The sequence below is a fragment of the Aquimarina sp. Aq107 genome (genome assembly GCF_943733665.1).
In the GTDB taxonomy this organism is placed as follows: Bacteria; Bacteroidota; Bacteroidia; order Flavobacteriales; family Flavobacteriaceae; genus Aquimarina.
Map to the genome: position 1 here is coordinate 712017 of NZ_OX030782.1, position 25388 is coordinate 737404.

Annotated in this window: 26 protein-coding genes; 7 read left to right on the top strand and 19 right to left on the bottom strand. The window is 32.0% G+C overall.

Going from position 1 to position 25388, the window contains the following annotated elements:
- Positions 1 to 83 precede the first annotated feature (83 nt).
- A complete protein-coding gene (locus NMK29_RS02720; RefSeq protein WP_108803381.1) occupies positions 84 to 647 on the top strand; it encodes a hypothetical protein in 564 nt (187 codons plus the stop codon).
- Here the strand turns inward: NMK29_RS02720 and NMK29_RS02725 are convergent.
- From NMK29_RS02725 to NMK29_RS02735, 3 genes are all read right to left on the bottom strand, one after another.
- Positions 644 to 1885 carry a glycosyltransferase gene (locus NMK29_RS02725; protein ID WP_108803383.1) on the bottom strand — a complete coding sequence of 414 codons (1242 nt, stop codon included), beginning with the start codon at positions 1883 to 1885 and terminating at the stop codon, positions 644 to 646. The two genes, NMK29_RS02720 and NMK29_RS02725, sit on opposite strands and share 4 nt — an antisense overlap.
- Positions 1886 to 1961: 76 nt before the next feature.
- On the bottom strand, positions 1962 to 2741 hold the full coding sequence (locus tag NMK29_RS02730; RefSeq protein WP_027392406.1) for a zinc ribbon domain-containing protein: 780 nt from the start codon (positions 2739 to 2741) through the stop codon (positions 1962 to 1964).
- Positions 2742 to 2744: 3 nt separating this feature from the next.
- Positions 2745 to 3839 carry a Nif3-like dinuclear metal center hexameric protein gene (locus tag NMK29_RS02735; protein ID WP_108803385.1) on the bottom strand — a complete coding sequence of 365 codons (1095 nt, stop codon included), beginning with the start codon at positions 3837 to 3839 and terminating at the stop codon, positions 2745 to 2747.
- A gap of 110 nt (positions 3840 to 3949) precedes the next feature.
- Here NMK29_RS02735 and lpxK point away from each other — a divergent pair, with 110 nt between their 5' ends.
- Positions 3950 to 4957, top strand: coding sequence for a tetraacyldisaccharide 4'-kinase (gene lpxK / locus NMK29_RS02740; protein WP_108803387.1), 1008 nt, complete (start codon positions 3950 to 3952; stop codon positions 4955 to 4957).
- Between the two features lie 103 nt (positions 4958 to 5060).
- On the opposite strand, the gene NMK29_RS02745 is transcribed toward lpxK, so the two are convergent.
- From NMK29_RS02745 to lipA, 3 genes are all read right to left on the bottom strand, one after another.
- Positions 5061 to 7229, bottom strand: coding sequence for a response regulator (locus NMK29_RS02745; RefSeq protein WP_108803389.1), 2169 nt, complete (start codon positions 7227 to 7229; stop codon positions 5061 to 5063).
- Positions 7230 to 7311: 82 nt separating this feature from the next.
- Positions 7312 to 8316: a type I glyceraldehyde-3-phosphate dehydrogenase gene (gene gap, locus NMK29_RS02750; protein WP_108803390.1), complete on the bottom strand. Its 1005-nt coding sequence runs from the start codon at positions 8314 to 8316 to the stop codon at positions 7312 to 7314.
- A 22-nt stretch (positions 8317 to 8338) separates the two neighbouring features.
- Positions 8339 to 9211 (bottom strand): lipoyl synthase, encoded by an 873-nt coding sequence (gene lipA / locus NMK29_RS02755; protein WP_108803391.1) that lies wholly within the window; start codon positions 9209 to 9211, stop codon positions 8339 to 8341.
- A 576-nt stretch (positions 9212 to 9787) separates the two neighbouring features.
- On the opposite strand from lipA, the gene NMK29_RS02760 reads away from it, so the two are divergent.
- A complete protein-coding gene (locus NMK29_RS02760; RefSeq protein ID WP_027392400.1) occupies positions 9788 to 10021 on the top strand; it encodes a hypothetical protein in 234 nt (77 codons plus the stop codon).
- Between the two features lie 56 nt (positions 10022 to 10077).
- Here NMK29_RS02760 and NMK29_RS02765 read toward each other — a convergent pair whose 3' ends face one another.
- The 4 genes from NMK29_RS02765 to NMK29_RS02780 form a co-directional block, all read right to left on the bottom strand.
- Positions 10078 to 10650, bottom strand: coding sequence for an RNA polymerase sigma factor (locus NMK29_RS02765; protein ID WP_199915043.1), 573 nt, complete (start codon positions 10648 to 10650; stop codon positions 10078 to 10080).
- A 33-nt stretch (positions 10651 to 10683) separates the two neighbouring features.
- Positions 10684 to 10890 carry a hypothetical protein gene (locus NMK29_RS02770; RefSeq protein WP_027392398.1) on the bottom strand — a complete coding sequence of 69 codons (207 nt, stop codon included), beginning with the start codon at positions 10888 to 10890 and terminating at the stop codon, positions 10684 to 10686.
- A 105-nt stretch (positions 10891 to 10995) separates the two neighbouring features.
- Positions 10996 to 12069: a UDP-N-acetylmuramate dehydrogenase gene (gene murB, locus NMK29_RS02775; RefSeq protein WP_369862947.1), complete on the bottom strand. Its 1074-nt coding sequence runs from the start codon at positions 12067 to 12069 to the stop codon at positions 10996 to 10998.
- Between the two features lie 11 nt (positions 12070 to 12080).
- Complete coding sequence (locus tag NMK29_RS02780) at positions 12081 to 13310, bottom strand: pyridoxal phosphate-dependent aminotransferase (RefSeq protein ID WP_108803394.1); 1230 nt, start codon at positions 13308 to 13310, stop codon at positions 12081 to 12083.
- A gap of 104 nt (positions 13311 to 13414) precedes the next feature.
- On the opposite strand from NMK29_RS02780, the gene NMK29_RS02785 reads away from it, so the two are divergent.
- The gene (locus tag NMK29_RS02785) at positions 13415 to 14794 is read left to right on the top strand and encodes an aspartyl protease family protein (RefSeq protein WP_108803395.1); all 1380 of its coding nucleotides are present in this window, start codon (positions 13415 to 13417) and stop codon (positions 14792 to 14794) included.
- Positions 14795 to 14847: 53 nt separating this feature from the next.
- Here NMK29_RS02785 and NMK29_RS02790 read toward each other — a convergent pair whose 3' ends face one another.
- Positions 14848 to 15252 carry a DUF1573 domain-containing protein gene (locus NMK29_RS02790; protein ID WP_027392395.1) on the bottom strand — a complete coding sequence of 135 codons (405 nt, stop codon included), beginning with the start codon at positions 15250 to 15252 and terminating at the stop codon, positions 14848 to 14850.
- 126 nt (positions 15253 to 15378) lie between these two features.
- Here NMK29_RS02790 and NMK29_RS02795 point away from each other — a divergent pair, with 126 nt between their 5' ends.
- Positions 15379 to 18012: a valine--tRNA ligase gene (locus NMK29_RS02795; RefSeq protein WP_108803396.1), complete on the top strand. Its 2634-nt coding sequence runs from the start codon at positions 15379 to 15381 to the stop codon at positions 18010 to 18012.
- A 53-nt stretch (positions 18013 to 18065) separates the two neighbouring features.
- Here the strand turns inward: NMK29_RS02795 and NMK29_RS02800 are convergent, their stop codons facing one another.
- The 6 genes from NMK29_RS02800 to rsfS form a co-directional block, all read right to left on the bottom strand.
- Positions 18066 to 18335, bottom strand: coding sequence for an acyl-CoA-binding protein (locus NMK29_RS02800; RefSeq protein ID WP_027392393.1), 270 nt, complete (start codon positions 18333 to 18335; stop codon positions 18066 to 18068).
- Between the two features lie 2 nt (positions 18336 to 18337).
- Entirely contained in the window at positions 18338 to 18985 is a 648-nt protein-coding gene (locus NMK29_RS02805) for a phosphatidylserine decarboxylase family protein (RefSeq protein WP_108803397.1), read from the bottom strand.
- Entirely contained in the window at positions 18975 to 19784 is an 810-nt protein-coding gene (locus tag NMK29_RS02810; protein WP_108803398.1) for a phosphatidate cytidylyltransferase, read from the bottom strand. Before NMK29_RS02810 ends, NMK29_RS02805 begins: the two co-directional genes overlap by 11 nt.
- Before the next feature lies 1 nt (position 19785).
- The gene (locus NMK29_RS02815; RefSeq protein ID WP_108803399.1) at positions 19786 to 20397 is read right to left on the bottom strand and encodes an LUD domain-containing protein; all 612 of its coding nucleotides are present in this window, start codon (positions 20395 to 20397) and stop codon (positions 19786 to 19788) included.
- A 120-nt stretch (positions 20398 to 20517) separates the two neighbouring features.
- Entirely contained in the window at positions 20518 to 22464 is a 1947-nt protein-coding gene (gene ftsH, locus NMK29_RS02820) for an ATP-dependent zinc metalloprotease FtsH (RefSeq protein WP_108803400.1), read from the bottom strand.
- Between the two features lie 11 nt (positions 22465 to 22475).
- Entirely contained in the window at positions 22476 to 22847 is a 372-nt protein-coding gene (gene rsfS / locus NMK29_RS02825) for a ribosome silencing factor (RefSeq protein WP_108803401.1), read from the bottom strand.
- Between the two features lie 90 nt (positions 22848 to 22937).
- Here rsfS and NMK29_RS02830 point away from each other — a divergent pair, with 90 nt between their 5' ends.
- Positions 22938 to 23669, top strand: coding sequence for a biotin--[acetyl-CoA-carboxylase] ligase (locus NMK29_RS02830; protein WP_108803402.1), 732 nt, complete (start codon positions 22938 to 22940; stop codon positions 23667 to 23669).
- Positions 23670 to 23675: 6 nt separating this feature from the next.
- On the opposite strand, the gene NMK29_RS02835 is transcribed toward NMK29_RS02830, so the two are convergent.
- Positions 23676 to 24068: an orotate phosphoribosyltransferase gene (locus NMK29_RS02835; protein WP_108803403.1), complete on the bottom strand. Its 393-nt coding sequence runs from the start codon at positions 24066 to 24068 to the stop codon at positions 23676 to 23678.
- Positions 24069 to 24080: 12 nt separating this feature from the next.
- Positions 24081 to 24722: an orotate phosphoribosyltransferase gene (gene pyrE / locus NMK29_RS02840; protein ID WP_108803404.1), complete on the bottom strand. Its 642-nt coding sequence runs from the start codon at positions 24720 to 24722 to the stop codon at positions 24081 to 24083.
- A gap of 8 nt (positions 24723 to 24730) precedes the next feature.
- Between pyrE and NMK29_RS02845 the strand changes: the two genes are divergently transcribed.
- Positions 24731 to 25336 carry an NUDIX hydrolase gene (locus NMK29_RS02845; protein ID WP_108803405.1) on the top strand — a complete coding sequence of 202 codons (606 nt, stop codon included), beginning with the start codon at positions 24731 to 24733 and terminating at the stop codon, positions 25334 to 25336.
- The last annotated feature ends 52 nt before the right edge of the window (positions 25337 to 25388 follow it).

The following is a 25388-nucleotide window of genomic DNA, read 5'->3' on the forward strand; positions in this document are numbered from 1 at the left end:
TTTGTTTTCAATAATCTATTTTTTTATTATTAATTGTTTGTAACCTGAATTTGTTTGATATCGTCTTATGAGAAAGTTATCAGATGAATTCGAAATTTTCTTATTATATAGAGCTTGCTGCTAGAGGATATGTTTTTACGCTAATTACTGTATATGGATCTGGTAAGTTGTTAGGAGGGCAGTTTTACAGAAGAGGTGTTTTGCCAGAGGAAATAGCTACAATTCCTTTATCTGAAGTAGGAGGGTTTGATCTAGCCTGGACTTTTATGGGGTATTCCTATTCTTATATATTGTTTATTGGTATTTCACAATTGATTGGGGCTTGTTTGTTGTTGTTTCAGAAAACAAAGCTACTTGGGGTTTTTGTTCTCATGCCAATTCTTATTAATATAATTGTTTTTGATGCTATATTTTTTGATACATATGGAGCATTGGCGAGTGCAATGCTTTATCTTTTCTTATTGTTTTTAGTACTCTTTCTTAATAGGATTAGGGTTTTAGAAATGATTAGAGTTCTGTTAGGTTATGGGACAAAGTTTGAGGATGAGTTAAAGTTTAGTGCTCTGAAAACAGTTGGTTTTGTGTTTTTATTAATGCTTTTACTTTTTGGGATCGATCAGTTTTTTGTAAACCTATTAGGTCATTAGTTGTTCTTGTTTTTTTCTTCAATCCACCGAGACATAAATTCAGTGCTTTTCATGGTGTGATGTTGCAGCATTGAGCCAATGAAATTTTGATGACGATGCTCTTCTAAATTATCTTTTAATTTAAAGATTCGCTCAATTAGTCTATTGCTAAGTTCTTCTTTTTTGAAACGAGTGTTGATGATTTCTATTCCATTTTGTTGTGCTTGATTCCATATGTTTTCATTCTTGTATAATTTGATGGCTGCTTTTGCAAATTCTTCTGGTTTATCTTTGATAAAGCCATTCCAGTCTGAGTCTTCTCCGAGCATTCCTTCAGCGCCTATAGTTGTTGTTATGCTAGGTGTTCCGTTTAGCATTGCTTCTGATAGTTTTCCTTTGATTCCTGCGCCAAAACGTATGGGGGCGATACATATACGTGCTTGCTGCATAACTTCTGCGGCGTTTTTTGTCCACCCTTTTATATGAAATCCTTCTTTTGGATTGTGTAGTTGAGTGGCTTTTGGTGGTGGGTACGCTCCATAGATGTGAAGTTCAGTTTCCGGAAGTTCTTTTTTTATCAGCGGCCAGATAGTTTCTTTTAAATATAAAACACTATTCCAGTTAGGTTCGTGTCTAAAGTTTCCGATAGTTATGAAGTGGCTTCTTTGGTTGTAGGGCTTCCAGTTATTTTTTGTTTGAGTGTTAATTGGGTCTAGTAGAAAAGGAAGGTATTGTAATAGTTCTTTTCTTATGTTGAATTGATTTCGTAAGATGTCTATTTCTTTACTTGATATAATTAAAGAGATATCAGAACGATAAATGCTAGCAATTTCCCTTTTTGCCATATCGCTTGATTTTAAATAAGAATATGTAAAGTCAATCTTTTTTTTAAAAGCTTCTTCTCTTGTCTTTCTTAGGCAGTGAAGATCTTCTGTATTTAAAATCCTTAAAGCTTTAGGGCAATGTTTAGCGACTCTCCATCCAAATTGTTCTTCGGACATGAATCTGTCAAACATAACGAATTGAGGTTTTAGGTTGTTTATAAAATCATCAAAACTATTATCGTTAATTGCTATGGTGGTTTTGGTGACACCAAGTGTATTAATGTCGTACATGTGTTCACTTTCGGCAGCGGTACTTGCAAAAGTTATTTTAAAACCTTTCGATGTGAATAGTTGAATTAGCTGAAGCATTCTGCTTCCGGCAGCGGAGGAATTAGGTTCTGGCCATACATTGCCTATAATTAAGATGCTATTCATTTTTGATATTGTATTTTTTAGAAATAAAAAAAGCCTCAGATATCTCTGAGGCTATAATATTATATAAAAAATTGGTTTATGACAATTTAGAAAACATTGTCTCCATTTTTTCTTTTTCTTCTTGTGCTAATTCTTGGTCTACTAAGATACGTCCACTATGTTCATCTGTGATGATTTTTTTTCGTGAAGCAATTTCCATTTGAACCTGTGGTGGAATAGTAAAGAAAGAACCTCCAGAAGCTCCACGCTCAATAGGTACCACAGCTAGACCATTCTTTACGTTATTTCTTATTCTTTTGTAAGCTGCAACTAGTCTTTCTTCAATATTGTTTTGGAAATCTTCAGATTTAGCAATTAAAGCTAATTCTTCTTTTTCTGTTTCAGCAAGTATCGCATCAAGCTCTCCTTTTTTGTGAGTAAGGTGCTTGTTTCTCTCTGTTAAACGATCTTTGGTTTGATCTATGATCTCGTTTTTTTGAATGATTTGAGCTTTAAACTCTTTAATATGCTTTTCAGATAACTGAATTTCTAATTCCTGAAACTCCATTTCTTTGCTTAGAGAGTTGTACTCACGATTGTTTCGTACATTTTTTTGCTGCTCTCCGTACTTTTTGATTAAAGATTTAGCTTCTTCGATTAGGTTCTTTTTGGTCTTAATACCTTCGTCGATAGTTTCAAGATCAGCATTGAGTTTGTCTAATCTTTTGTTTAATCCGGCTACTTCATCTTCAAGATCTTCTACCTCTAATGGAAGCTCTCCACGTACATTTCTGATCTCATCAACTCTAGAGTCAATTAATTGCAAATCATACAATGCTCTTAATTTTTGCTCAACAGTAACTTCTTTCTTTGCCATATTTTATATGTATTGAATGGGATTGGTGTTTTTATCCGATAAAATGATTGCAAAATTACTGATTTTTTTTCTAAGATAGCTAACAATTAAGTTTTTTGTGTACTGTTCGCTTTCATAATGACCAATATCTGCAAGAATTAGTTTGTTCTCTGCTTCATAAAACTGATGGTATTTTAAATCCGCAGTTATAAATATATCAGCTCCAGCTGCTTGCGCATTTTTTATGGCAAAACTACCGCTTCCTCCTAGTACAGCAACTTTTTTTATTGGCTTACCTAATAAAGAGGAATGTCTTACACAACCTGTTTTAAATATCTTTTTAATGTGTCTTAAGAATGTTGTTTCTTCTATTTCATTGGGTAATTCACCAATCATTCCCATTCCAATATGTTGATTCTTGTTTTCTAAAGTTGTAATCTCATATGCAATCTCTTCATACGAGTGATTATTGTGTAATGACTTTATGATATCACTTTCTAAGTGTTTTGGAAATGTGATTTGTATTTTGGTTTCTTTTTCATGATGTGTTTGTCCAATTTCGCCGATAGATGGGTTGGTATTTGTAGTAGCTTTAAATGTTCCTATTCCATTGGAGGAAAAACTGCAATTCTCGTAGTTTCCAATGGTTCCTGCTCCTGCCTCGAATAATTTTGTTAGTAATGAGTCTGCTTCTTTTTCGGGTACAAAAGTTACTAGCTTCTTAATACTACCACTTTGGGGAATTAAGATTTTTCGGTTTAGTAATCCGAGTTGTTCGCATATCATATCATTTACTCCATGGTATGTGTTATCTAGCGCAGTATGGATGGCAAAAATGGCTATATCATGTTTAATAGCTTTCATGACTACTCGTTCTACATAATTATTGCCATTAAATTTTTTGATCCCTTTAAAAACAATAGGATGAAAGCTTACTATAAGGTTGCAGTTTTTTTCTATTGCTTCATCTACGATCGTTTCTAAAGTATCTAATGTTACAAGAATGCCCGTAACTGTAGTGTTTTTATTTCCAACTAATAATCCTACGTTATCAAAATCTTCGGCATAACTCATAGGAGCTAAAACTTCAAGGTGTTGTATAACCTCTTTAATTTGCATTGGTGTCTGTTTTTGAAATATAAATTGAATGTAAAAAAACTTTTGTCAATAATCAAAGTTTCGTTTTATACATTTGCTATTATCATATTGTAAAAAGTAAGTTTATACATTTGAATTTATTAAGAAAAATACTTTTACCGATTGTTCCCGTGTATTATTTCGTAACCTGGTTGCGCAATAAGTTGTATGATTTAGGAATTAAGAAATCTGTTTCTTATGATTTTCCTGTGATAGCAGTAGGGAACTTAAGTGTGGGAGGTACCGGTAAATCTCCAATGGTTGAATATCTCATTGAGTTATTAAAGGATGAGGTGATTCTGGCGACATTGAGTAGAGGGTATAAAAGAGAGACAAAAGGATTTCAGTTAGTTCAAATAAATTCTACAGCTAAAGAGGTAGGAGATGAGCCATTACAATTTAAAACTAAATTTGAGAATGTTATTGTTGCTGTCGATGCAGATCGACGTAATGGAATATCAAACTTAAGAAATCAAGAAATAAGTCCAGAAGTAATTTTGTTGGATGATGCTTATCAGCATCGCAAAGTAAAAGCGGGTTTTTATATTTTGCTTACTCCTTATTATGATTTGTATAGTGATGACATTGTTTTGCCAACAGGGAATTTAAGAGAGCCTAGGAGTGGAGCTGATCGAGCGGATATAATTATAGTAACTAAATGTCCGACTACAATAAGTAGTGAGTTAAAGGAAAGTATTACAAAAAAGATGAACATCAAATCTACTCAGATTTTATTATTCGCTACGATCGACTATGGTTCTGATATTATTAATAGCTCTAGAGAACGATCGGTGTCTTCGTTAAAAGACACTCCTTTTACGTTAGTTACAGGAATTGCAAACCCAAAACCTTTATTAGAGTATTATTCTTCTTTAGGTTTAAATTTTACGCATATTAATTATCCAGATCATCACAATTTTACGGAAATTGAGCTTGATCAATTAAAAAATCATAGTTGTATAGTTACTACCGAGAAAGATTATATGCGATTGGCTCCTAGTTTTTCAGAAGAAAAGCTATGGTATCAGCCAATAGAAATGAAATTTATTGATAATCAGAATGTCTTTGATAACCAACTATTAAAGTATATAAAAAAATGAGGTCTTAAAATAAGACCTCATTTTGTGTATTTTGGCTAACTCAAACAAATAAAAAATGCTCCTCATTGTTTTGAGTTAGATAATTATCAATAGGTGTGCCAAACTATGAACTTATTGTTTTTTTTGATAATGCTTTGTGTAATTTCGTAAAAAACTCTTCTGTCTTATAAGGTTTGGGGATAATATCATTGAAGCCATTATTATAAAACTCATCTAGATTATCATCTAGTGTTACTGCTGTTAATGCTACAATAGGTATTTCTGTATTAAACTCTCTAATTTGCTTTGTTGCTTCAATTCCACTTATTCCTGGCATGTGTATGTCCATAAGAATTAAGTCAAATTCATTATTTTTTGTTTTATTGATTGCGATATCTCCATTATCAGCAACATCACATATCATTTTGTTTTTCTCTAGTATTTTTCTTGTTATAAGTTGGTTGATTTTATTGTCTTCTACCACTAAGACCTTTTTATCGATCATTACGCTATAATCAATTTTCTTAGCTTCTTCTTGGTAATTAGAAACAACATCTTCAAACACATCAAATTTCAGATCAAAATGGAATCTAGATCCTTGTCCAAGTTCACTTTCTAATTTAATTTCGCTATCCATTAATGACAGCAAGTTCTTTACGATAGATAGTCCTAAACCTGTACCTCCAAACTTTCTGTTGATTTGCACAGATCCTTGTGTAAAGTTTTCGAAAATACTTTGTTGTTTTTTGTCAGAGATACCAACGCCGTTATCTCTAATTTCGAAATTTAGAAAAACTTTGTTTTCTATGTGGTTGATCATTTTAACCTTGATCCAAATATCTCCGTTTTGTGTAAATTTAATAGAGTTACCAATAAGATTAATTAGTATTTGAGATATTTTTAGAGGATCTCCCTTAAGTTTAGATGGGATCGATTTATCAAACTCATAGTGAAGTTTGTTATTTCTATCTTTAGCAGATTTTCCTAATGCTATTAAAACATCATTAATTCTTTTCTGCAAATTAAAAGAAGTGTTTTCGATCTCTACTTTATTTGCTTCTAGTTTATTTAGATCTAAAATGTTATTTATTAAGGATAGTAGGTATTCACCAGAAAACTTAAGCGAATTAAGATGTTCTTTTTGATTGGGAGTTGGGCTTTCTTCTAGTAATAAATGTGTTAATCCAGTTACAGCATATAGTGGTGTTCTAAGTTCGTGTGTTATTGTGGATAAGAATTGTACTTTGGCTTCACTTGCTCTTTCCGCATTTTCTTTTGCTAAAATAAGTTCAGTGTTTTTGTTTTGTAGAAGCTCATTTGCTCTTGCTCGGAGGTTGTTGTTTTTGTATAGAGAAAGTGTAAGTAACGATAGTATTGTTATTAGTGCGATACTTAATATAGTGGTAAGTCTTCCTAGCTTTAATGATTTCTGCTGTTGCTTATTCTCTTCCGTAAGTTCTTCAATCTTTACTTTGTCATCACCTATATTTAGTTTAGCTCTTGCTTCTTGCGCAATTATTTCTTTATTGATGTTAAATAAAGAGTCTTTAAATTGTTGATGAAATCTTAGATTTATTAGAGAAGTTTTGAAATCTTCTTTCTTTTCATAGATTTTGCTATATAACTCAAAACTTTCCGACTGTATTTCGGAATATCCCATTTCAGTTCCAATTTGCATAGCTAAATCATTCGTAGCAATTGCTTCATCAAGGGAACCTAAGACCATTTGAGCTTTGGCTTTGTTTGTGTATAATTTAGCTTTATAGTAAGATTGTCCTAGAGATTCTATTTTAGGTAACCCTTTATTAAAATGTATAATTGCTTCTTCTGGATCATTCATCTCAAGGGCCAGAAGTCCAATATTAATTTTGACAGGACCTTCTAAAGTTTCTAAATTATTTTTTTCAACGAGTGAAGACGCAATTTGTAAGTGTTTTTCTGCGTTTTTAAAATCTTTAAGCTTTGTGTGAATTGATCCGCAAACATTATATGAGTTAGCGAGGGCAATTTCATTTTGTTCCTCGTTTTGGATTTTTATGGCTTTTGTTATTTGTTCTTTGGCGCTATTAAGATCACCAAGTTCTAAATATAGTTCTGCTAAAATTCTACTAACTTTTGCTCTATAAGTCTTGTCCTGATTTGCTACTGCTAGTTCTTTTGCTTGTGTAATATTGTGTAAGGCGTTAGATAGTCTAGCTGTGTTGATAGCTTCGGAAGCCTTAATAAGGTAGTTTTCGATGGCATCTTTTACCTTAGTACTATCCTTTGTATCTTCAATTTGCGAATACGCCATGAAGTTACATCCGATTATGAATATGATTATAAAATTTTTGATTTGGGTTGGCATTTTCCTCGAAATAACTCAACTAATATAGTTATTTCTTACAAATGTTGACAATTAAATCGATTATTCTGTTGCTATATCCTATTTCATTATCATACCAGCCTATGATTTTTACCATTTTTCCAATAACAGAAGTCATAAGAGAATCAAAAACGCAAGAATGTGGGTTTCCTATTATGTCCACAGATACAATAGGATCTTCGGTGTATGATAAAATTCCTCTTAAATGCGATTCTGAAGCTTTTTTAAAAGCTTGATTGATTTCTTTGATTGAAGTTTCTTTTTTTACATTAAATGTAATGTCAGTAAGTGATCCGTCTGGAACGGGAACTCTAATTCCACATCCACCGATAACACTACTTAATTCAGGAAAAATTTTTGTTAATGCTTTAGCAGCTCCTGTGGTGGTCGGAACTATGGATTGACTGGCAGCTCTAGCACGCCTTAAATCTCTGTGGGGTTGATCGTGTAAGCTTTGATCGGTGGTGTAACTATGAATTGTTGTGATGTACGCTTGTTCTATTCCGCAAAGCTCGTCGATGACTTTGATCATAGGAGCGGCATTGTTAGTTGTACAAGAGGCATTGGAAATTATTGTTTCATTTCCATCAAGGATATGATCATTTACTCCTAGAACAATAGTTTTTATAGAATCTTCAAGTGGAGGGGCGGAGAGTATTACTTTTTTAGCTCCAGCTTTTATATGATCTAGAGTAGCTTTTCTTGTTTTAAATTTTCCTGTGGCTTCAACTACGATGTCCACATCATAATTTTTCCAATTACATTCTATAAGATTTTTTCTGTTTAATAACGGGATCGATTTATCTCCAATTATTATATGATCTTCAGTATATGAAATATTCTGTGCTAATACTCCGTGGATGCTATCATATTTAAGTAAGTGACTTAATGTTCTAGTATCTGCAAGATCATTAATAGCAACAACTTCGATATCCGAATTGTCAATCAATAATCTAAAAAGATTTCGTCCAATTCTTCCAAAACCATTGATGGCTACTCTAATAGGTGTATTCATTAAATAATTTCTTCAAAAAATATTAGGTCAGATGCTTTTGCGCCTTGTAAGAAGATCTAACTAATGCTCCGCTTTCTACATGTCTAAATCCCATTTTTAGTCCAATCTCTTCATATTTTTTAAATTGATCTGGAGTAATGAATTGCTTTACAGGTAAATGTTTTTTGCTAGGTTGCAAATATTGTCCAATAGTAACAATGTCTAAGTCCACTGATCTCAGATCTTTTAAAACTTGTATGACTTCTTCTTCTGTTTCTCCAAGTCCAAGCATGATACCACTTTTAGTGCGTTTAATACCATTGTCTTTAAGATATTTTAGAACCTGAAGACTTTGTTCATATTTAGCTTGTATGCGAACCTCTCTAGTAAGTCTTTTTACAGTTTCCATATTATGAGAAACTACTTCTGGTTTAACAGCAACAATACGATCTATGTTTTTTGTTTTTCCTTGAAAATCTGGGATTAAAGTTTCTAAGGTAGTTTCGGGATTCATTCTACGAATGGCTTGGATTGTTTCTGCCCATATAATTGATCCTCCGTCTGCTAAATCATCTCTATCTACAGAAGTTATTACAGCATGCTTTATATTCATGATCTTAATAGAACGAGCCACTTTCTCGGGTTCTTCCCAATCTACTGTTTCTGGTCTTCCTGTTTTTACACCACAAAAACCACAAGAACGAGTACAAGTGTTACCAAGTATCATAAATGTAGCAGTCCCTTCACTCCAACATTCACCCATGTTTGGGCAGCTACCAGAAGTACATATGGTATGTAAGTTGTATTTGTCAACTAAACCTCTAAGTTCTGTGTATTTTTTTCCAGTAGGTAATTTTACTCGTAGCCATTTTGGTTTTCCCTTAGGAGGAGCTACTGAAGCAACATCATTATTCATACTTAGCAATGTTTTATGCAAAAATACGAAGAAAGCTTATATTAAAATATAGTTTTCAATATTCTTAAGAGTTTCTGATTAAGTATTCTATTTGGAAATGTTCTGAAGTAGATATTACTGTAAATAATTAGTATAGAATTTGTGTATAAATAAATTTTATCCTTAACATAAAATTTACTCATACACAATATAAAATCTATGTATTTGTTTTGTGTTAATAATATGATAATGATAGTATCATTATGGAAAATTACTCAAAAGGGAAATTTTGGGTAAAAAAACAGAGAAATTTTTTATTAAATAGATGTTGAAAAAAATACTTACGAAAATTATTTTTAAATACTGATAATCAGATTGTTGATTTGACTAAAACGTTCTATTTGATATGTCTTTAGGGATTTTTTCTTATTAAAATTATGGTAAAACCGTAATTTTAATAAGGTTTTTATGGATTAATAAAATTTCTTTTCCTATTTTTGAAACACATAATTTATAGTATTATACTTTAAATCATGGTTAAAATTAGCTTAACCCCATTTTTTATTCATTAAAAAAAAGTTAAAAAACCAATTAAAAATGTCAAAAGAAGAATTAGAACAACAGAAACAATTACAGAAAAACAGAAAGAGAGTTGAAAAGTGGTTAATTAATAATCAAAATTTTATTAATATAACCGGAATTGAAAAAGAAATATCTGCGCCGAAAGGACTGGTCCAAAAGTTTATCAAGTATGATAAGAAAATAAATGATAAGTGGATTAATCCTTTACACGAAGTGTTAAAAAGAATAGCGACTTTTAGTCTCAGATAATACAAGTGATTTATTTGTAGCAAATGAAAGAGGAATGATTGGTTTTATAAACTTAATTATTTCTCTTTTTTATTTGTTATTATTTCAGAGAGAAGTTTTCTTGCCCTTAGCAGTTTTACCTTAACATTATTCATTGGCTCATCCAGAACTTCTGAAATTTCTTTATAACTTAATTCTTGAAAGTACCTTAAATTGATCACTTCTTGATAGTGTGGTTTTAGTTGTTTAATATATCTAAGTAATTGTGCAAGGTTTTGTTCTGTGATTAATTTGTCTTCTGGAGTAGGAGTGTCATCAATGATCTTATACACCACATCATCTACTTCTCTAGTGGTTTTAGAACGTATGGAGGCATTTTTTTTTCGTAAAAGATCTATATGGATATTTTTGGAAATTTGAATTATCCAAGTTTTAAAATTGTATTCCTCTTTAAAAGTGTCTATTTTATCAAATGCTTTAGAGAAACTTTGGATAGTAATATCTTCTGATTCATATTCGTTTTGAGTCCGTTTTAATTGAAAATTAAAAACATCGTTCCAAAAAGTATCTAATAAATAATTAAAAGATGCCTGTTTGCCTTCTTTAGCTTTTGTAATGTGATCTGAAAGAGTTAAAGATTCTTTTTCCAATGAAGTGCTTTTGAACGAAAGTATTTTTAAAAATTACTTAGAATGTCCTGTTTCATTACAGTTAGCGTATTGATCAGGAGTTTTTCCACACATAGAACAAGACTCACCTTCTTTGTTTAAAAAAGGACTTTGACTTGCACAAGTTCCGGCAAATTTTCCGTCTTTTTTAGCCCATAGTTTTATTGCAATTCCTGCAAAAGCAGCTAAAAGAAGAGCTACTGTAAGTAGTACCAATTTCATAATATTATTCTCTCAAAATTCTTATGCAAAGATACGAAGAAAAACTACCTGAAAATATGATTTCAAAAAAATTACATACGTCATAAGGTTAAAAATAACCATTACTTAAATTATGTTTACTTCTGTTTCTAATGAAATACCAAATTTTTCTCTAATAGTGTTCTTTATTTTTATAGAAAGTTCTAAGATTTCTTGTCCATTCGCATTATTGTGGTTTACCAATACTAAGGCTTGTTTGTCGTGTACTCCAGCATCTCCCCATCGTTTCCCTTTAAATCCTGATTGTTCTATTAGCCATCCTGCTGGGACTTTTATATTTTGTTCGTCTATTTGGTAGTGTGGGATGTCTGCGTATGATTTTTGTAAACTCCTAAAAGCACTTATCGAAATTACTGGGTTTTTAAAAAAACTTCCACTATTTCCTATAATAGCGGGGTCAGGCAATTTGCTTTTTCGAATAGTGATTACTGCTTCGGAAACATCTTTAATAGTAGGGGTATTAATGTTTTTTTCTTTTAGAGCATTTTCTATTGCACCATAACTGGTGTTTAGGCTGTGTTCTTTTGTAGATAATTTAAAGGTAACTTTGGTAATTACATACTTTCCTTTTAATTCGCTTTTGAAAATAGAATTTCGATATCCGAAACTACATTGCTCTTTATTAAAAATTCTTTTTTTTCCAGTAGTTAAATTTATCGTTTCGCAACTAACAAAACTATCTTTTAGTTCTACTCCATATGCCCCAATATTCTGTATGGGAGCACTACCTGCATATCCCGGGATTAATGAAAGGTTTTCTAAACCTCCATAATCGTTATTAATACAATATTGAACAAAATCATGCCAATTCTCTCCTGCAGAAGCAGAAACTAATACATGATTATCTGATTGTGCAGCAGTACTTATGCCTTTTATCGCAATATGTAATACTAAGGATTTCAAGTCTTTAGTTAGGAGCATATTGCTTCCTCCGCTGAGAATAAAAATGTCCTTATTCTTATGAATAGAAAGCGTCTCTACAAGTTCTTTTTCAGAATTGATTTTTATAAATTCTGTAGCTTTTACATCAATACCGAATGTATTATATTTTTTAAGAGATTTGTTTTGTTCTATTTTCAAAAAGGATATGGTTTTGGTTGCACAGGATTTTCTACTTATTTTGAAAGTGGAATATATGATTTTTTATCATTTTATAGGCTAACTTTCTCTTTGATGATGCTAAAAGATTTTTGATCAGTATATTTTGCTAAAGCCAGTTTCAATATATTAATCGCCTTTTTTAAATCTCTTCTATTTAGAACATATGCAATTCTAACTTGGTTTAATCCTTCATTTGGACTAGAGTAAAAACCAGCAGCTGGAGCAAGCATAACGGTTTCGTTATTTACATGAAATTCATCTAAAAGCCATTTAGTAAAATGATCTGCATCTTCTATTGGTAATTCTGCAATACAATAAAATGCACCGTTTGGTGTTGCTACTTTAACACCTGGGATCTGTCTAAGTCCGTCAACAAGAGTGTCTCTTCTGATTTTATATTTAGCTACAGTTTCAGTGTAATATGATTCTGGAGCTTCTAGCGCAGCTTCACTGGCGATTTGAGCAAAAGTGGGAGGGCTTAATCTTGCTTGTGCAAATTTCATCGCGGTTTCCATAACACTTTTGTTTTTGCTGACCATACAACCTATTCGCGCTCCACACATACTGTAACGCTTAGAAACGGAATCAACTACTATAGCGTGATCATCAAGAATTTTTTCTTGTAAAATCGAGTAATGTTCTGAGTCATCATATACAAACTCTCTATACACCTCGTCAGAAATTAAAAATAAATCATATTTTATTGCTAGATCTGCAAGTTGTTTTATTTCCTCCTTACTATAAAGGTATCCTGTTGGATTCCCTGGGTTACATATAAGTATAGCTTTTGTTTTTGGTGTAATAAGTTTTTCAAAATCTTTTATTGGAGGTAGTGCAAAACCAGTATCAATCTGAGAAATTACAGGAACAACAGTTACCGTTGATTGTGTAGAAAAACTATAGTAATTAGCATAGAATGGTTCAGGGACGATAATTTCGTCTCCCGGATCTGTAATGCTACCCATTGTAAAGATTAACGCTTCGCTTCCTCCAGTAGTAACCAAAATATCATCTGATGAAATGGTAATATCATGTTTAGCGTAATAACCAGCTAATTTATTTCTAAAGCTTTCAAAACCGGCGGAATGACTATATGCTAATACATCTAGTTTATGATTTCTTACCGCATTTAAAGCCTCTATAGGAGTCTTTATGTCCGGTTGTCCGATATTAAGATGAAAAATATGCTTTCCTTCTTTTACCGCTTTTTCTGCAAAAGGAGCTAATTTACGAATTGGAGATTCGGGCATCGCTTTTCCTTTACTTGATATTACAGGCATTCCATTTAATTTAAAAAGTAAAATAGCGGTAAATTTCTTAAATTATTTAGGATTTAAGTTAATTATTATCAGGAATTTTCAAGTATTTTTCTATATTTATTGGAATGGAGATTTTGTACTGGGATTTTTATCATTTTCTTAAAGAGAAAGCCCTAATTCTATTTTTGCTTGTTTCTTTCACACTAAATGCTCAAGAAGGTTTTAAATTACCGCAGGGTCAAACTAGTGATAAGATTAAATTTGAACTAGCTAATAACCTTATTATCATCCCTGTTGAGCTCAACGGAGTTAAGCTGTCTTTTATTTTAGATACAGGAGTAGGGTCAACTATTTTATTTAGTATTGATAAAAGGGAATCTTTAGAATTAAAAAATGCTTCTAAAATTTATCTTAGAGGTTTAGGAAATGAAGCCCCTGCAGAAGCCATTAAATCTACCAATAATTTATTAAAAATAGGAGAAACGTATAGTGATGATCATACAGTTTATATGATTTTTGACGAGTCTATGAACTTTTCTCCTCTAATGGGTTTTCCGATTCATGGTATAATCGGATATGATTTTTTTAAAAAATTTATTCTTAATATTAATTACACAAAAGAGTATATAAAAATCTATGATCCAGAATCATATACCTATAAGAAATGTAGAAAATGTTATCAAACTGATTTAGATCTAAGTAATGGTAGGAAAAGACCATTGATTAAGGCTAAGTATAAAACAAGTACTGGGTATTTAGATGTTAATCTTTTGCTGGATTCAGGATCTAGTTCTGCATTATGGCTTTTCGAAAACTCAGAAATTAACCTTAATGCTCCAAGTGATTCTTTTGATGATTTTCTGGGTACAGGATTTAATGGAGAGATATATGGAAAGAAAACAAAAGTAAAAGGTTTGGCTATTGGAGATTTCGAGATAAAAGAAATAACAGCTTCCTTTCCGGATTCTCTTTATATACAGGGAATTTCGTTAAAATCACGTCAAGGTTCTATTGGTGGTAGTGTTTTAAAAAGATTCAATATGATTATTGATTATCCTAATAAGAAGATAACTTACAAGAAAAATAGTTTTTTCGATAAGCCATTTCATTATAATATGAGTGGGCTTACAATTCAACATAGTGGTGTAAGGGTTTTAAAGGATTATAATATCCGTAGAAGTCCTTCTCGTCCTTCTTTAGATTTTGTGACAAAAGATGATGGTAAGATTTCAATAAATGTATTTAAAGCGGATGCAAGTTCTTTTGTATACTCATTACAGCCTGAATATAAGATTACCGAAGTTAGACCTGATTCTCCTGCTGCGATAGCTGGATTGTTAAAAGGCGATAAGGTCTTAGAAGTTAATGGTAGAGCATCACATTTGTACAAGCTCTCTGATATGAATGATTTGTTTTATTCAGAAGAGGGAAAAAAAATTACAATTAAGGTAGAGAGATTGGGAGTGGTCATTAAATTTACCTTTTATCTTAAAAAAGTGATATAAAAAAAGGTTTTACGAATAAGTCGTAAAACCTTTTTTTAATATGTTAATTCTTTTTAATTCTTTTTTTCAAGAACACTCTTTGTGTCGTCTAATACCGTACCTTTTATTTTTATTGCTTTAGTAGATTCTTCTGCGTTAGAATAAACTGTTATTGTTTTACGAATTGGACCAACACGTTTTGTGTCATATTTTACTTCAATTACTCCAGTTGCTCCAGGAGCAATAGGGTCTTCAGGTTTTTTAGGTATGGTGCAACCACAACTAGAGTATACTCTGGAAATAATTAACGGAGCATTTCCTGTGTTTGTGAACTCAAATTGACGAATTCCATCACTACCCTTGGAAATTTCCCCATAATCAATCACTTCTGTTTTAAAATCGATTTTCGCTTTGGCATCCTGAGCGTTTAGGGTAATTCCCAGAAAACCAATAAATAAAATCATCATTACATTTTTCATAACGTAGGTTTTTATAATGTGTAAAAGTAGTTACTTTTTATTCAACTTCAAAATTGCAAAAGACTTTCAAGTTGTCGTATATAATAATTACTTTTGCACTCTAAAATCCAAAAATCGGACCAAACTATGGCTTTAGCAGGAAAATATGATGCAAAATCAGTAGAAGACAAGTGGTATAACTATTGGATGGAAAATAATTATTTCCATTCTGAAGTTGATGAAAGAGAGGCATATACTATAGTCATTCCTCCGCCAAATGTTACAGGAGTATTGCACATGGGACATATGCTTAACAATACAATACAAGATGTATTGATCAGGAGAGCTCGTCTGAAAGGATATAATGCGTGCTGGGTTCCAGGTACCGATCACGCTTCTATTGCTACAGAGGCTAAAGTAGTTGCAAAATTAAAAGCAGATGGGATTGATAAAAATGATTTAACAAGATCAGAGTTTTTGGAACATGCTTGGGAATGGACTCATAAGCATGGTGGAATAATTCTAGAACAACTTAAAAAACTGGGAGCATCTTGTGATTGGGAACGAACGTCTTTCACAATGGATGACAATTTGTCTGCATCCGTGATCAAAGTTTTTGTTGATTTATATAATAAAGGTCTTATTTATAGAGGGTACCGAATGGTTAATTGGGATCCTGAAGCTAAGACTACTTTGTCTGATGAAGAAGTAATTTATGAAGAAAAACAAGGAAATCTTTATTATTTAAAATATAAAATCGAAGGAAGTGATGATACATTAACGATCGCTACTACACGTCCAGAAACAATAATGGGTGATACGGCTATTTGTATTAACCCAAATGATGAACGTTTTTCTCATCTAAAAGGTAAAAAAGCAATAGTGCCAATTGCTGATAGAGCTATTCCTATTATTGAAGATGAATATGTGGATATGGAATTTGGTACTGGATGTTTAAAAGTAACACCTGCACATGATCAAAATGATAAGGTTTTAGGTGATAAGCATAAATTAGAAGTTATAGATATCTTTAATGATGATGCTACTTTAAATTCTTTTGGGTTGCATTATGAAGGTAAAGATAGATTCGTGGTAAGAAAAGAGATTCTTAAAGAGCTTGAATCTATAGGTGTGCTAGAAAAAACAGAAACGCATCTTAATAAGGTAGGAACCAGTGAGCGCACTAAAGCGGTAATAGAGCCAAAATTGAGTGATCAATGGTTTTTAAAAATGGAAGGTTTGGCAAAACCTGCGCTAGATGCTGTTTTGGATAAGGATGTTAATTTAGTTCCGGAAAAGTTTATAAATACCTATCGTCATTGGATGGAGAACGTACGAGACTGGAATATATCTCGTCAATTGTGGTGGGGACATCAAATTCCAGCTTATTTTTATGCTGATGGTAAAGAAGATTTTGTTGTTGCTGAAACTAGAGAAGAGGCACTTGCTTTAGCAAAAGAAAAAACAGGAAACGTTGCTTTAACCGATGCTGATTTAACTCAGGATCCTGATGCACTTGATACCTGGTTTTCATCTTGGTTATGGCCAATGAGTGTGTTTAATGGGGTTTTAGAGCCGGACAATGAAGAGATTAATTATTATTACCCAACAAATGATTTAGTAACTGCACCAGAAATTTTATTCTTTTGGGTGGCAAGGATGATTATTGCTGGTTATGAATATAGAAAAGAAAAACCTTTTACGAATGTATATCTTACAGGTATTGTACGAGATAAGCAAAGACGTAAAATGTCAAAATCTTTAGGAAATTCTCCTGATCCATTAGATTTAATTGATAAATATGGAGCAGATGCTATCAGAGTAGGGATGCTATTAAGTTCACCAGCCGGAAATGATCTAATGTTTGATGAAGATTTATGTGATCAGGGAAGAAAGTCTTTTGTAAATAAAATTTATAACTCTTATAATCTTATTAGTGGTTGGGAAGTAGATTCGACGATTGAGCAACCAGAAGCTTCTAAGGTGGCTATAGAGTGGTATCGATCTAAGTTTCAGAAAGCATTAGTTGAGTTAGAGGATGCTTATGCTAAATATAGGATTAGTGACGCTTTAATGATTACATACAAGCTTGTTAGAGATGATTTTAGTAGTTGGTTGCTAGAAATGATTAAACCGGCTTATCAAGCTCCAATTGATGCTAAAACGTATAAAGAAGTGATTGAGATCTTAGAGGATAATTTAAAAATATCTCATCCTTTTGTTCCTTTTATTTCAGAAGAGATCTGGCAAGATATTACCAAGAGAACTCCAGAAGAAGCTTTGATAGTATCTAGTTGGCCACAGATTACTGCTGTAGATGAAAATTTAATTAAAGAATTTGAAGTTGCTAGTGATGTAATTTCTGGAATTAGAACGATTCGTAAAGAAAAGAATATTTCGTTTAAAGAAACAATTGAGTTGTCAATAGTAAATAGCGAAAATACTCCTACAACTTTTGATTCAGTGGTGTCTAAGTTGGGGAACATTTCTTCTTTAATTTATGTAGAAGAAAAGGTAGATGGTGCACTTTCTTTTAGAGTTAAATCTAATGAGTATTTTGTTCCTGTATCTGGAGCTGTTAATGTAGAAGATGAGATTAAAAAACTTACTGAAGAATTAACATATACGGAGGGGTTTTTAAAATCTGTTCAGAAGAAACTTCAGAATGAACGATTTGTAAACAATGCTCCTGAGCAAGTAATTGCTAATGAAAGAAAGAAAGAAGCAGATGCGGAAGCTAAAATAGCTACTCTAAAATCAAGTCTTTCTGGGTTGCAGTAGTAGGTAAATAGCATATAGAATAAAAAAAGCACTTTTTTATAAAGTGCTTTTTTTTATATATCCGTAATGTATTTATTTACAATCTCAATGTATTTTAGTTTAGCTTCTTTTGGGGTAAGATTTTTAACTTGAAAAAGAGCATTTAGTTTAAATGCATTTCTCAATTCGCTATTCCCAGACGGAGTATAAAAACCTTCTGTATGCATTGCTTGTTTATAGTACGCATAGAAATGTAACATAACATCAGGAGGTAATTCTATAGTAGTACTACTGGCTTTATCAAAAGCCTTTTGGAAAGCGATATTTAATTCCTCATCGGTCATATTTATACATTAGCGATAATACTTTCTCCACCTCTAACTTTTTGGTTTAAAGTTACATTAACTTCTGTCCCAACGGGTAGATAAACATCAACTCTAGAGCCAAATTTTATGAATCCACTATCAGAACCTTGTGCTACTTTTTCACCTTCTTCTGCATAATTTACAATTCTTTTTGCTAAAGCTCCAGCGATTTGTCGATAAAGTACTTCAATAAAATTGTTTTTTACAACTACGGTAGTTCTTTCGTTTTCTTCTGACGCTTTAGGGTGCCAGGCAACTAAGTATTTACCAGGATGGTATTTGCTGAACTTAACCTCTCCATTTATTGGGTGTCGGGTTACGTGTACATTAATAGGAGACATGAAGATAGAAACCTGTAATCTATTTTCTTTAAAATACTCTTTTTCGAATACTTCTTCTATTACGACTACCTTCCCATCTACTGGTGCTACCACAGTATGGTCATTGATATCAGTACGTCTTTTTGGGTTTCTGAAAAATTGTAATATCAATATCAGAAAAACTAGCGTAACAGAAAAAATTGCAATAATCCATTCATCTATCTGAATTGATACATACGACGCTGCATTTATACCAAGAAAAAGCACTATTGCTACTGATATAATTTTATAACCTTCTTTATGAAACATATCTTAATATTTGTAAAAATGCGTATAAAAATGGACTCGCAAAAATAATACTGTCTAAACGATCAAAAATGCCACCATGCCCAGGCATTATTGATCCACTATCCTTTACTCCAGCTTGTCTTTTGAACTTGGATTGTATAAGATCTCCAAGAGTACCAAAAATACTCATAATTATACTTATAATCAACCAAAGAGGTATTGATAAAGTGTCTGAAAATATTGCTAGTAAATATCCAGCTAATAAAGTAAAAAGAAAACCTCCTATAAAACCTTCGATGGTTTTTTTTGGTGATATACGTTCTAATAATTTGTGCTTTCCAAAATTTTTACCAACTAAATAAGCAAAGGTGTCATTTGTCCATATCATAAGAAGAGGTCCTGCTATCATAATAGGATCATATGCATCGTTATAACATGGAATAAGTGTTAGAAAAACAATGGATGTGATAAGGAAAAATATACTAGTAAAATATTTTCTTTTTTCGAACATTGGAATGATCCTGATAGTTATAAGATCACGTACTAAGAATAATTGAGTAATAATGGTAAGTCCAAGAGTTACTAAAATAACCGATAAAGGTATTTTTAGATTTGGAGTATGGAATAAAAGTAAAAATCCAATAAATATAATATAAAGCCAAGTATTTTTTAGGTGAATTAATTTTTGAAACTCATAAATACAGATAATTCCAAAGATTAAGAATACTCCAATAAAGGTATATTTAGAAATAAATATAGAAATTAATAGTATCGAGATGTATAAAAATCCCGATAAAGACCTTGTGAGCAGTTCCTTCATATTATAAATCTTCCAGCAGCAGCAAATATAGATTTTTTGAGCTACTTCCGTAACTTAAGAAGTCTTTTTCTTTTTGTGGTTCGAAGTTTTTTATAGTAGTAATATTCGAAGGAATTGAGTTTTTGTTTTTTTCTTTGATTCCTTTTAAACCCTCACCAATACTATTAACTAGTTGGCTAGTAGATGCTAGTATGATAAAATCATCTGGTAGCTCAGTTAATTTTTTTTCTCTAAGTTGATTAGAAGATATAAGAATGGCTCCGCTGTCCGCAATTAGGTATTCGCAAGTCGCAAAAAAGAAAGAAGCTGGAGACTTTTTTATGTAATTAAGATTGAAACCAGAAAATTTATGTTCTAGTCCCATATCGAAACAGCAAACATCTTTTTCATACCAATCATTTTCTAAAAGGATCTTATCAAAAGAATCTAGAACTTCTTTGTCACTATCACAATATAAAAATTTGCCTCCGTTTCTTTTGAAATTAATCATAAAACTTTCATCAACCGGAAGATTGATTTCTGGCATATATTTACTGCGATCATCAGTGTGTCGTTCCTTACTCTTTTGGTCTGATTTAGATTTTGAGGAAAATATTCTTCTAAATAGACTCATTTTTAGATTTGATCGGGGATTTACGGGTTAACAATACTTTCAAAGATAAAAAAATCTTAATCTAAAAAGAGTGTTAGATTAAGATTTTTTTAATTTACTAGTAAAAATCGAAATATTCGTTTACGATGGTTCGATTATTGTTTCTTCTTTCTTACCAAACGGACGTTCTCCAAATATCTTCTCAAGATTATCTTTGAAAATAACTTCTTTTTCTAATAGAACCTCTGCAAGTTCAGTAAGTTTGTCTTTATTGTTTTCTAATAGTTTTATAGCACGTTGGTACTGCTGTTCTATAATATTAGAAATTTCTTTATCAATAAGTTCACTGGTTTGTTCACTATATGGTTTTGTAAATCCATATTCGTTTTGTCCAGAAGAATCATAATAGGTTAAATTTCCAATTTTATCATTAAGACCGTATATAGTAACCATAGCACGAGCTTGCTTCGTAACTTTCTCTAGGTCACTTAATGCTCCGGTGGAAATTTCATTAAAAATTACTTTCTCTGCAGCACGACCCCCAAGAGTAGCACACATTTCATCTAGCATTTGATTAGGTCGTACAATAAGTCTTTCCTCAGGAAGATACCAAGCGGCACCAAGTGATTGACCTCTAGGTACAATAGTAACCTTTACTAACGGTGCAGCGTGTTCTAACATCCAGCTTACAGTAGCGTGACCGGCTTCGTGAAAAGCAATTGCGCGTTTTTCTCCAGGTGTAACAATTTTGTTTTTCTTTTCTAACCCACCAACAATTCTATCTACTGCATCAAGGAAGTCTTGTTTTCCAACAGCTTTATTTCCTTTACGTGCCGCAATAAGAGCAGCTTCATTACAAACATTAGCAATATCTGCACCAGAAAAACCAGGTGTTTGTTTTGATAGAAAATCAGTGTCTAATCCTTCTTCTTTTTTAAGAGGTTTTAAATGTACTTCGAAAATTTCTTTACGCTCTCTAACATCAGGAAGATCAACATAGATTTGTCTGTCAAAACGTCCAGCTCTCATTAATGCTTTATCTAATACATCAGCACGGTTTGTTGCAGCAATAACAATAACGTTAGTGTTTGTTCCAAAACCATCCATTTCTGTTAATAACTGGTTTAGTGTATTTTCTCTTTCATCGTTTGATCCAGAAAAATTACTTTTACCTCTTGCTCGACCAATAGCATCTATCTCATCAATAAAAATAATAGCAGGAGATTTTTCTTTGGCTTGTTTAAATAAGTCACGAACCCTAGAAGCTCCTACACCAACAAACATTTCTACAAAATCAGATCCTGATAATGAGAAAAAAGGAACTTTAGCTTCTCCAGCAACTGCTTTTGCTAATAAAGTTTTACCTGTTCCAGGAGGTCCTACTAATAAGGCTCCTTTTGGTATTTTACCTCCTAATGAAGTGTATTTTTCAGGATTTTTAAGAAAGTCTACAATTTCTTGCACTTCTTCTTTAGCTCCTTCGAGACCAGCTACATTTTCAAAAGAAACTTTTACATCTGTATTCTGATCAAAAAGTTTTGCTTTTGATTTTCCAATATTGAAAATTTGACCACCAGCACCTCCACCAGCGCCACCACTCATTCTACGCATAATAAATATCCATACTCCGATGATAAGTGCAAAAGGAAGCAAAGTGATAAAGATATCACCCCACATATTGCTTTCGGTGTCATAACCTACTTCAGTGGCTAAACCATTTTCACTTTTAATTCTAGCGATTTCGTTCTCGAAATTTTGTAGATCTCCGAACTCAAATTCATAGTCCGGGTCATTTGGGCTAGTTGGTAAAATTGAATTCTTTTTATTTTTAGTGTGTTTTTCTTGACTTTTTGCTTCTTGAGTCAGGAAAACTTTAGCTTTACGTCTATTGATTATTGATACACGCTCTACTTCTCCGTTACTTAAAAAGTTATTGAAATCGGAAGGAGTTGTTTCGGGAGCAGACCCCATATTTCCTCCGCCTAAAAAATTCAATGCTAAAAAACCGACAATTATAACACCATAAATCCAATATGCGCTAAACTTTGGTTTTTTATTTGGTTCCATTTTTTTATTCTCTTTAGCCATTTACGCTTTTTTTAATAGTTTGTTTCGATAGTTGTTGTTTTAGCATCTCCCCATAATCCTTCGATGTCATAAAATTCTCTGATATGCTTTTGGAAAACGTGTACAACTACATTTACATAATCAATCAGTACCCATTCAGCATTTTCACCTCCCTCTACGTGCCAAGGTTTATCTTTTATTGATTTGCTAACTGTTTTTTGGATGGAATTAACAATGGCATTTACTTGAGTATTAGAGGTTCCATTGCAAATAACAAAATAATTACAAACTGTATTTTCGATTTCTCTAAGATCTAAAATAGTAATGTTATTACCCTTTACTTCTTCAATACCTTTAATAATTTGGGTTATTAATTGATCAGTACCGATTTCTTTTTTAATCATGCATTTTTTTAATTTGTGTAAAGTTATTACTTTTTATGGTTTTAATGTCTGTATTTCCGGACATTTGTAAAAACTTTCACATCGTTATTTATGGATATAATCAAAGTTGATGCCATTGGCTCTACAAATACTTTTCTGAGGGATATGAATCGGGAGAAATATTTAACAAAACCTACTTGTGTTGTAGCACGAGAACAATTGCAGGGTAAGGGGCAAATGGGTACAACTTGGCAAAGTAATCCAGGAGAAAACCTTACGTGTAGTGTGTTTGTGCCGATTAATGACCTTGATGTTATGGAACAGTTTTATATCTCTATGACTGTTTCATTAGGTGTTTACGATGCTTTAGATTTGTTAAAGTTACCTAAGTTGTCTATAAAATGGCCTAACGACATTCTGTCAGATAAATATAAGATGTGTGGTATTTTAATTGAGAATGTTGTTAATAATGGCAGATTGCGAGGTGCAATTATTGGTGTTGGTATAAATATAAATCAACTAGATTTTGATAATCTTCCGCTTGCTGGATCTCTAAAAAAGATTTTAGATAGGAGTTTTGATATAGATGAGGTGTTGTCTATTTTGTTAGCAAAATTAGAATATAGATTTTCTATTCTTCACCGTTCTAATTTCCAAAATATAAAAAGAGAATATGAATCTTTTTTATTTAGAAAAAATAAACCCTCTACATTTTTGGATGTAAAGGGTGATTCTTTTGTTGGTATTATTCAAAATATTACTTCAGCCGGAAAACTTCAGATACTTCTAGAAGATGAAATTATACAAAGCTTTGATCTGAAAGAAGTAAAATTGCTGTATTAGTAATAATTAAATTTTACTAATATTCTCACTTAATGTATTGATAAAGTTTTGAATAGGATTTTTGATCATCATCCCCATCATAGCATTGAATTGCCCTTCAAATATAAGTTGCGTTGTGCTTTTTCCATTTTCTGTATCCACAATATTGGCTGTAAGTGTAAATGGTAATTTTTCGCTAGCAGCTCCAAGAATAACAGTTGAGTGTTCTGTGCTTCCTTTTTGTTCTAAAACAATTTCTGGCATTCCTTTTAGTTGGAAAAGAAATCTAGAGTCGCTTAATTTTTCAAACTTTTGTTTGCTTTCAGGCATCAATTGTTCGAAGTTTTCAACTTTTGTTAAAAATTCAAATACTTCTTGTTGAGTTTTTTCTACAGTTACTGTAGGGCTTTCTAAATTCATTGAAATAAAAATTTATTGATTCCACTCTGCTGGGTTTGTTCTCCAACTTTGTAGTGTTTTTTGTTCTTCTTGTGTAATGTAATTAGTATCTAATGCTTGCTCAAGAAGATTTTCATAATTACTTAAAGTGTGCAAAGATAATGCCGCTTCTTCGAAATTTTCTGAAGCGATATCAAAGCCATAGTTAAAAATAGCTACCATTCCTTTTACATTTGCATTCACTTCTTTTAACGCTTTTACTGCATTAAGACTGCTTTTACCAGTGCTAATTAGATCTTCTACAACAACAACATTTTTACCAGAAGGAACGATTCCTTCTATTTGATTTTTTCTTCCATGTTTTTTTGCTTCTGGTCGAACATAGATAAAAGGAAGGTTTAGTTGTTCTGCGACCAACATACCAATACCTATAGCGCCAGTTGCTACACCAGCAATAACGTCTGGTTTTCCGTATTTTTCTTCAATAAATTTAGCAAGATGCTCTCGTAAAAAATTACGAATAACAGGATATGACAAGGTAACTCGATTATCGCAGTAAATCGGAGACTTCCAACCAGAAGCCCATGTAAAAGGTTCTTGTGGTTGTAATTTAATTGCATTAATTTGCAACAGTAGTTCAGCGGTTTTTTTAGCTGTATTTTTATCAAAAATCATAGTTGCAAATGTATAAAGTTTTTGTGAATAATACGCCTATTATTCTTTCAACAAAAGAGTCTATTGAGGATTGCGAGACAATTCATATCAAAGAAGTAGATTTTCCTAAAATAATAAGGGATATTTTACTTAAAGAAAGTAAAGGCAAGGAAGTGAAATATCACTTTTATCATAAAAATGAAGAAAAGCTATTAGATCATTTGTATACCAAGTTACCCGTAGTAATAGCAGGTGGCGGTAAGGTATATAACTCAAAAAAAGAGATTCTTTTTATTCACCGTAATGGTAAATGGGATCTTCCAAAAGGAAAAGCCGAAAAAAAAGAGAACATAGAAACAACGGCGGTTAGAGAAGTAGAGGAAGAAACAGGAGTTACTGGTTTAGAAATTACTAAATTCTTATATAGGACGTATCATGTTTTTAAAAGAAATGGTGAGTTTAGGCTAAAGGTTACGTATTGGTTTGAGATGAAAACAGAATATACAGGAATCTTAATACCTCAAAAGGATGAAGGGATCATGAAAGTAAAATGGAAAGATGCTAAAAAAGCTCGCAAGGCTCTTAAAGATTCATATGAAAATATTAAACAATTGTTTTCACACGATTATCTTTAATAATTAAGATTACTTTTCAATGATTAAAGCTATAAAATATTTATTATGAGGT

What these genes read in the sequence shown, in the direction of transcription:
- NMK29_RS02720 (WP_108803381.1), top strand. Translation starts at nt 84, where the DNA reads ATGAATTCGAAATTTTCTTATTATATAGAGCTTGCTGCTAGAGGATAT.
- NMK29_RS02725 (WP_108803383.1), bottom strand. Translation starts at nt 1,885, where the DNA reads ATGAATAGCATCTTAATTATAGGCAATGTATGGCCAGAACCTAATTCC.
- NMK29_RS02730 (WP_027392406.1), bottom strand. Translation starts at nt 2,741, where the DNA reads ATGGCAAAGAAAGAAGTTACTGTTGAGCAAAAATTAAGAGCATTGTAT.
- NMK29_RS02735 (WP_108803385.1), bottom strand. Translation starts at nt 3,839, where the DNA reads ATGCAAATTAAAGAGGTTATACAACACCTTGAAGTTTTAGCTCCTATG.
- NMK29_RS02745 (WP_108803389.1), bottom strand. Translation starts at nt 7,229, where the DNA reads ATGGCGTATTCGCAAATTGAAGATACAAAGGATAGTACTAAGGTAAAA.
- gap (WP_108803390.1), bottom strand. Translation starts at nt 8,316, where the DNA reads ATGAATACACCTATTAGAGTAGCCATCAATGGTTTTGGAAGAATTGGA.
- lipA (WP_108803391.1), bottom strand. Translation starts at nt 9,211, where the DNA reads ATGAATAATGATGTTGCTTCAGTAGCTCCTCCTAAGGGAAAACCAAAA.
- NMK29_RS02760 (WP_027392400.1), top strand. Translation starts at nt 9,788, where the DNA reads ATGTCAAAAGAAGAATTAGAACAACAGAAACAATTACAGAAAAACAGA.
- NMK29_RS02770 (WP_027392398.1), bottom strand. Translation starts at nt 10,890, where the DNA reads ATGAAATTGGTACTACTTACAGTAGCTCTTCTTTTAGCTGCTTTTGCA.
- NMK29_RS02780 (WP_108803394.1), bottom strand. Translation starts at nt 13,310, where the DNA reads ATGCCTGTAATATCAAGTAAAGGAAAAGCGATGCCCGAATCTCCAATT.
- NMK29_RS02785 (WP_108803395.1), top strand. Translation starts at nt 13,415, where the DNA reads ATGGAGATTTTGTACTGGGATTTTTATCATTTTCTTAAAGAGAAAGCC.
- NMK29_RS02790 (WP_027392395.1), bottom strand. Translation starts at nt 15,252, where the DNA reads ATGAAAAATGTAATGATGATTTTATTTATTGGTTTTCTGGGAATTACC.
- NMK29_RS02795 (WP_108803396.1), top strand. Translation starts at nt 15,379, where the DNA reads ATGGCTTTAGCAGGAAAATATGATGCAAAATCAGTAGAAGACAAGTGG.
- NMK29_RS02800 (WP_027392393.1), bottom strand. Translation starts at nt 18,335, where the DNA reads ATGACCGATGAGGAATTAAATATCGCTTTCCAAAAGGCTTTTGATAAA.
- NMK29_RS02805 (WP_108803397.1), bottom strand. Translation starts at nt 18,985, where the DNA reads ATGTTTCATAAAGAAGGTTATAAAATTATATCAGTAGCAATAGTGCTT.
- NMK29_RS02810 (WP_108803398.1), bottom strand. Translation starts at nt 19,784, where the DNA reads ATGAAGGAACTGCTCACAAGGTCTTTATCGGGATTTTTATACATCTCG.
- NMK29_RS02815 (WP_108803399.1), bottom strand. Translation starts at nt 20,397, where the DNA reads ATGAGTCTATTTAGAAGAATATTTTCCTCAAAATCTAAATCAGACCAA.
- ftsH (WP_108803400.1), bottom strand. Translation starts at nt 22,464, where the DNA reads ATGGCTAAAGAGAATAAAAAAATGGAACCAAATAAAAAACCAAAGTTT.
- rsfS (WP_108803401.1), bottom strand. Translation starts at nt 22,847, where the DNA reads ATGATTAAAAAAGAAATCGGTACTGATCAATTAATAACCCAAATTATT.
- NMK29_RS02830 (WP_108803402.1), top strand. Translation starts at nt 22,938, where the DNA reads ATGGATATAATCAAAGTTGATGCCATTGGCTCTACAAATACTTTTCTG.
- NMK29_RS02835 (WP_108803403.1), bottom strand. Translation starts at nt 24,068, where the DNA reads ATGAATTTAGAAAGCCCTACAGTAACTGTAGAAAAAACTCAACAAGAA.
- pyrE (WP_108803404.1), bottom strand. Translation starts at nt 24,722, where the DNA reads ATGATTTTTGATAAAAATACAGCTAAAAAAACCGCTGAACTACTGTTG.
- NMK29_RS02845 (WP_108803405.1), top strand. Translation starts at nt 24,731, where the DNA reads ATGTATAAAGTTTTTGTGAATAATACGCCTATTATTCTTTCAACAAAA.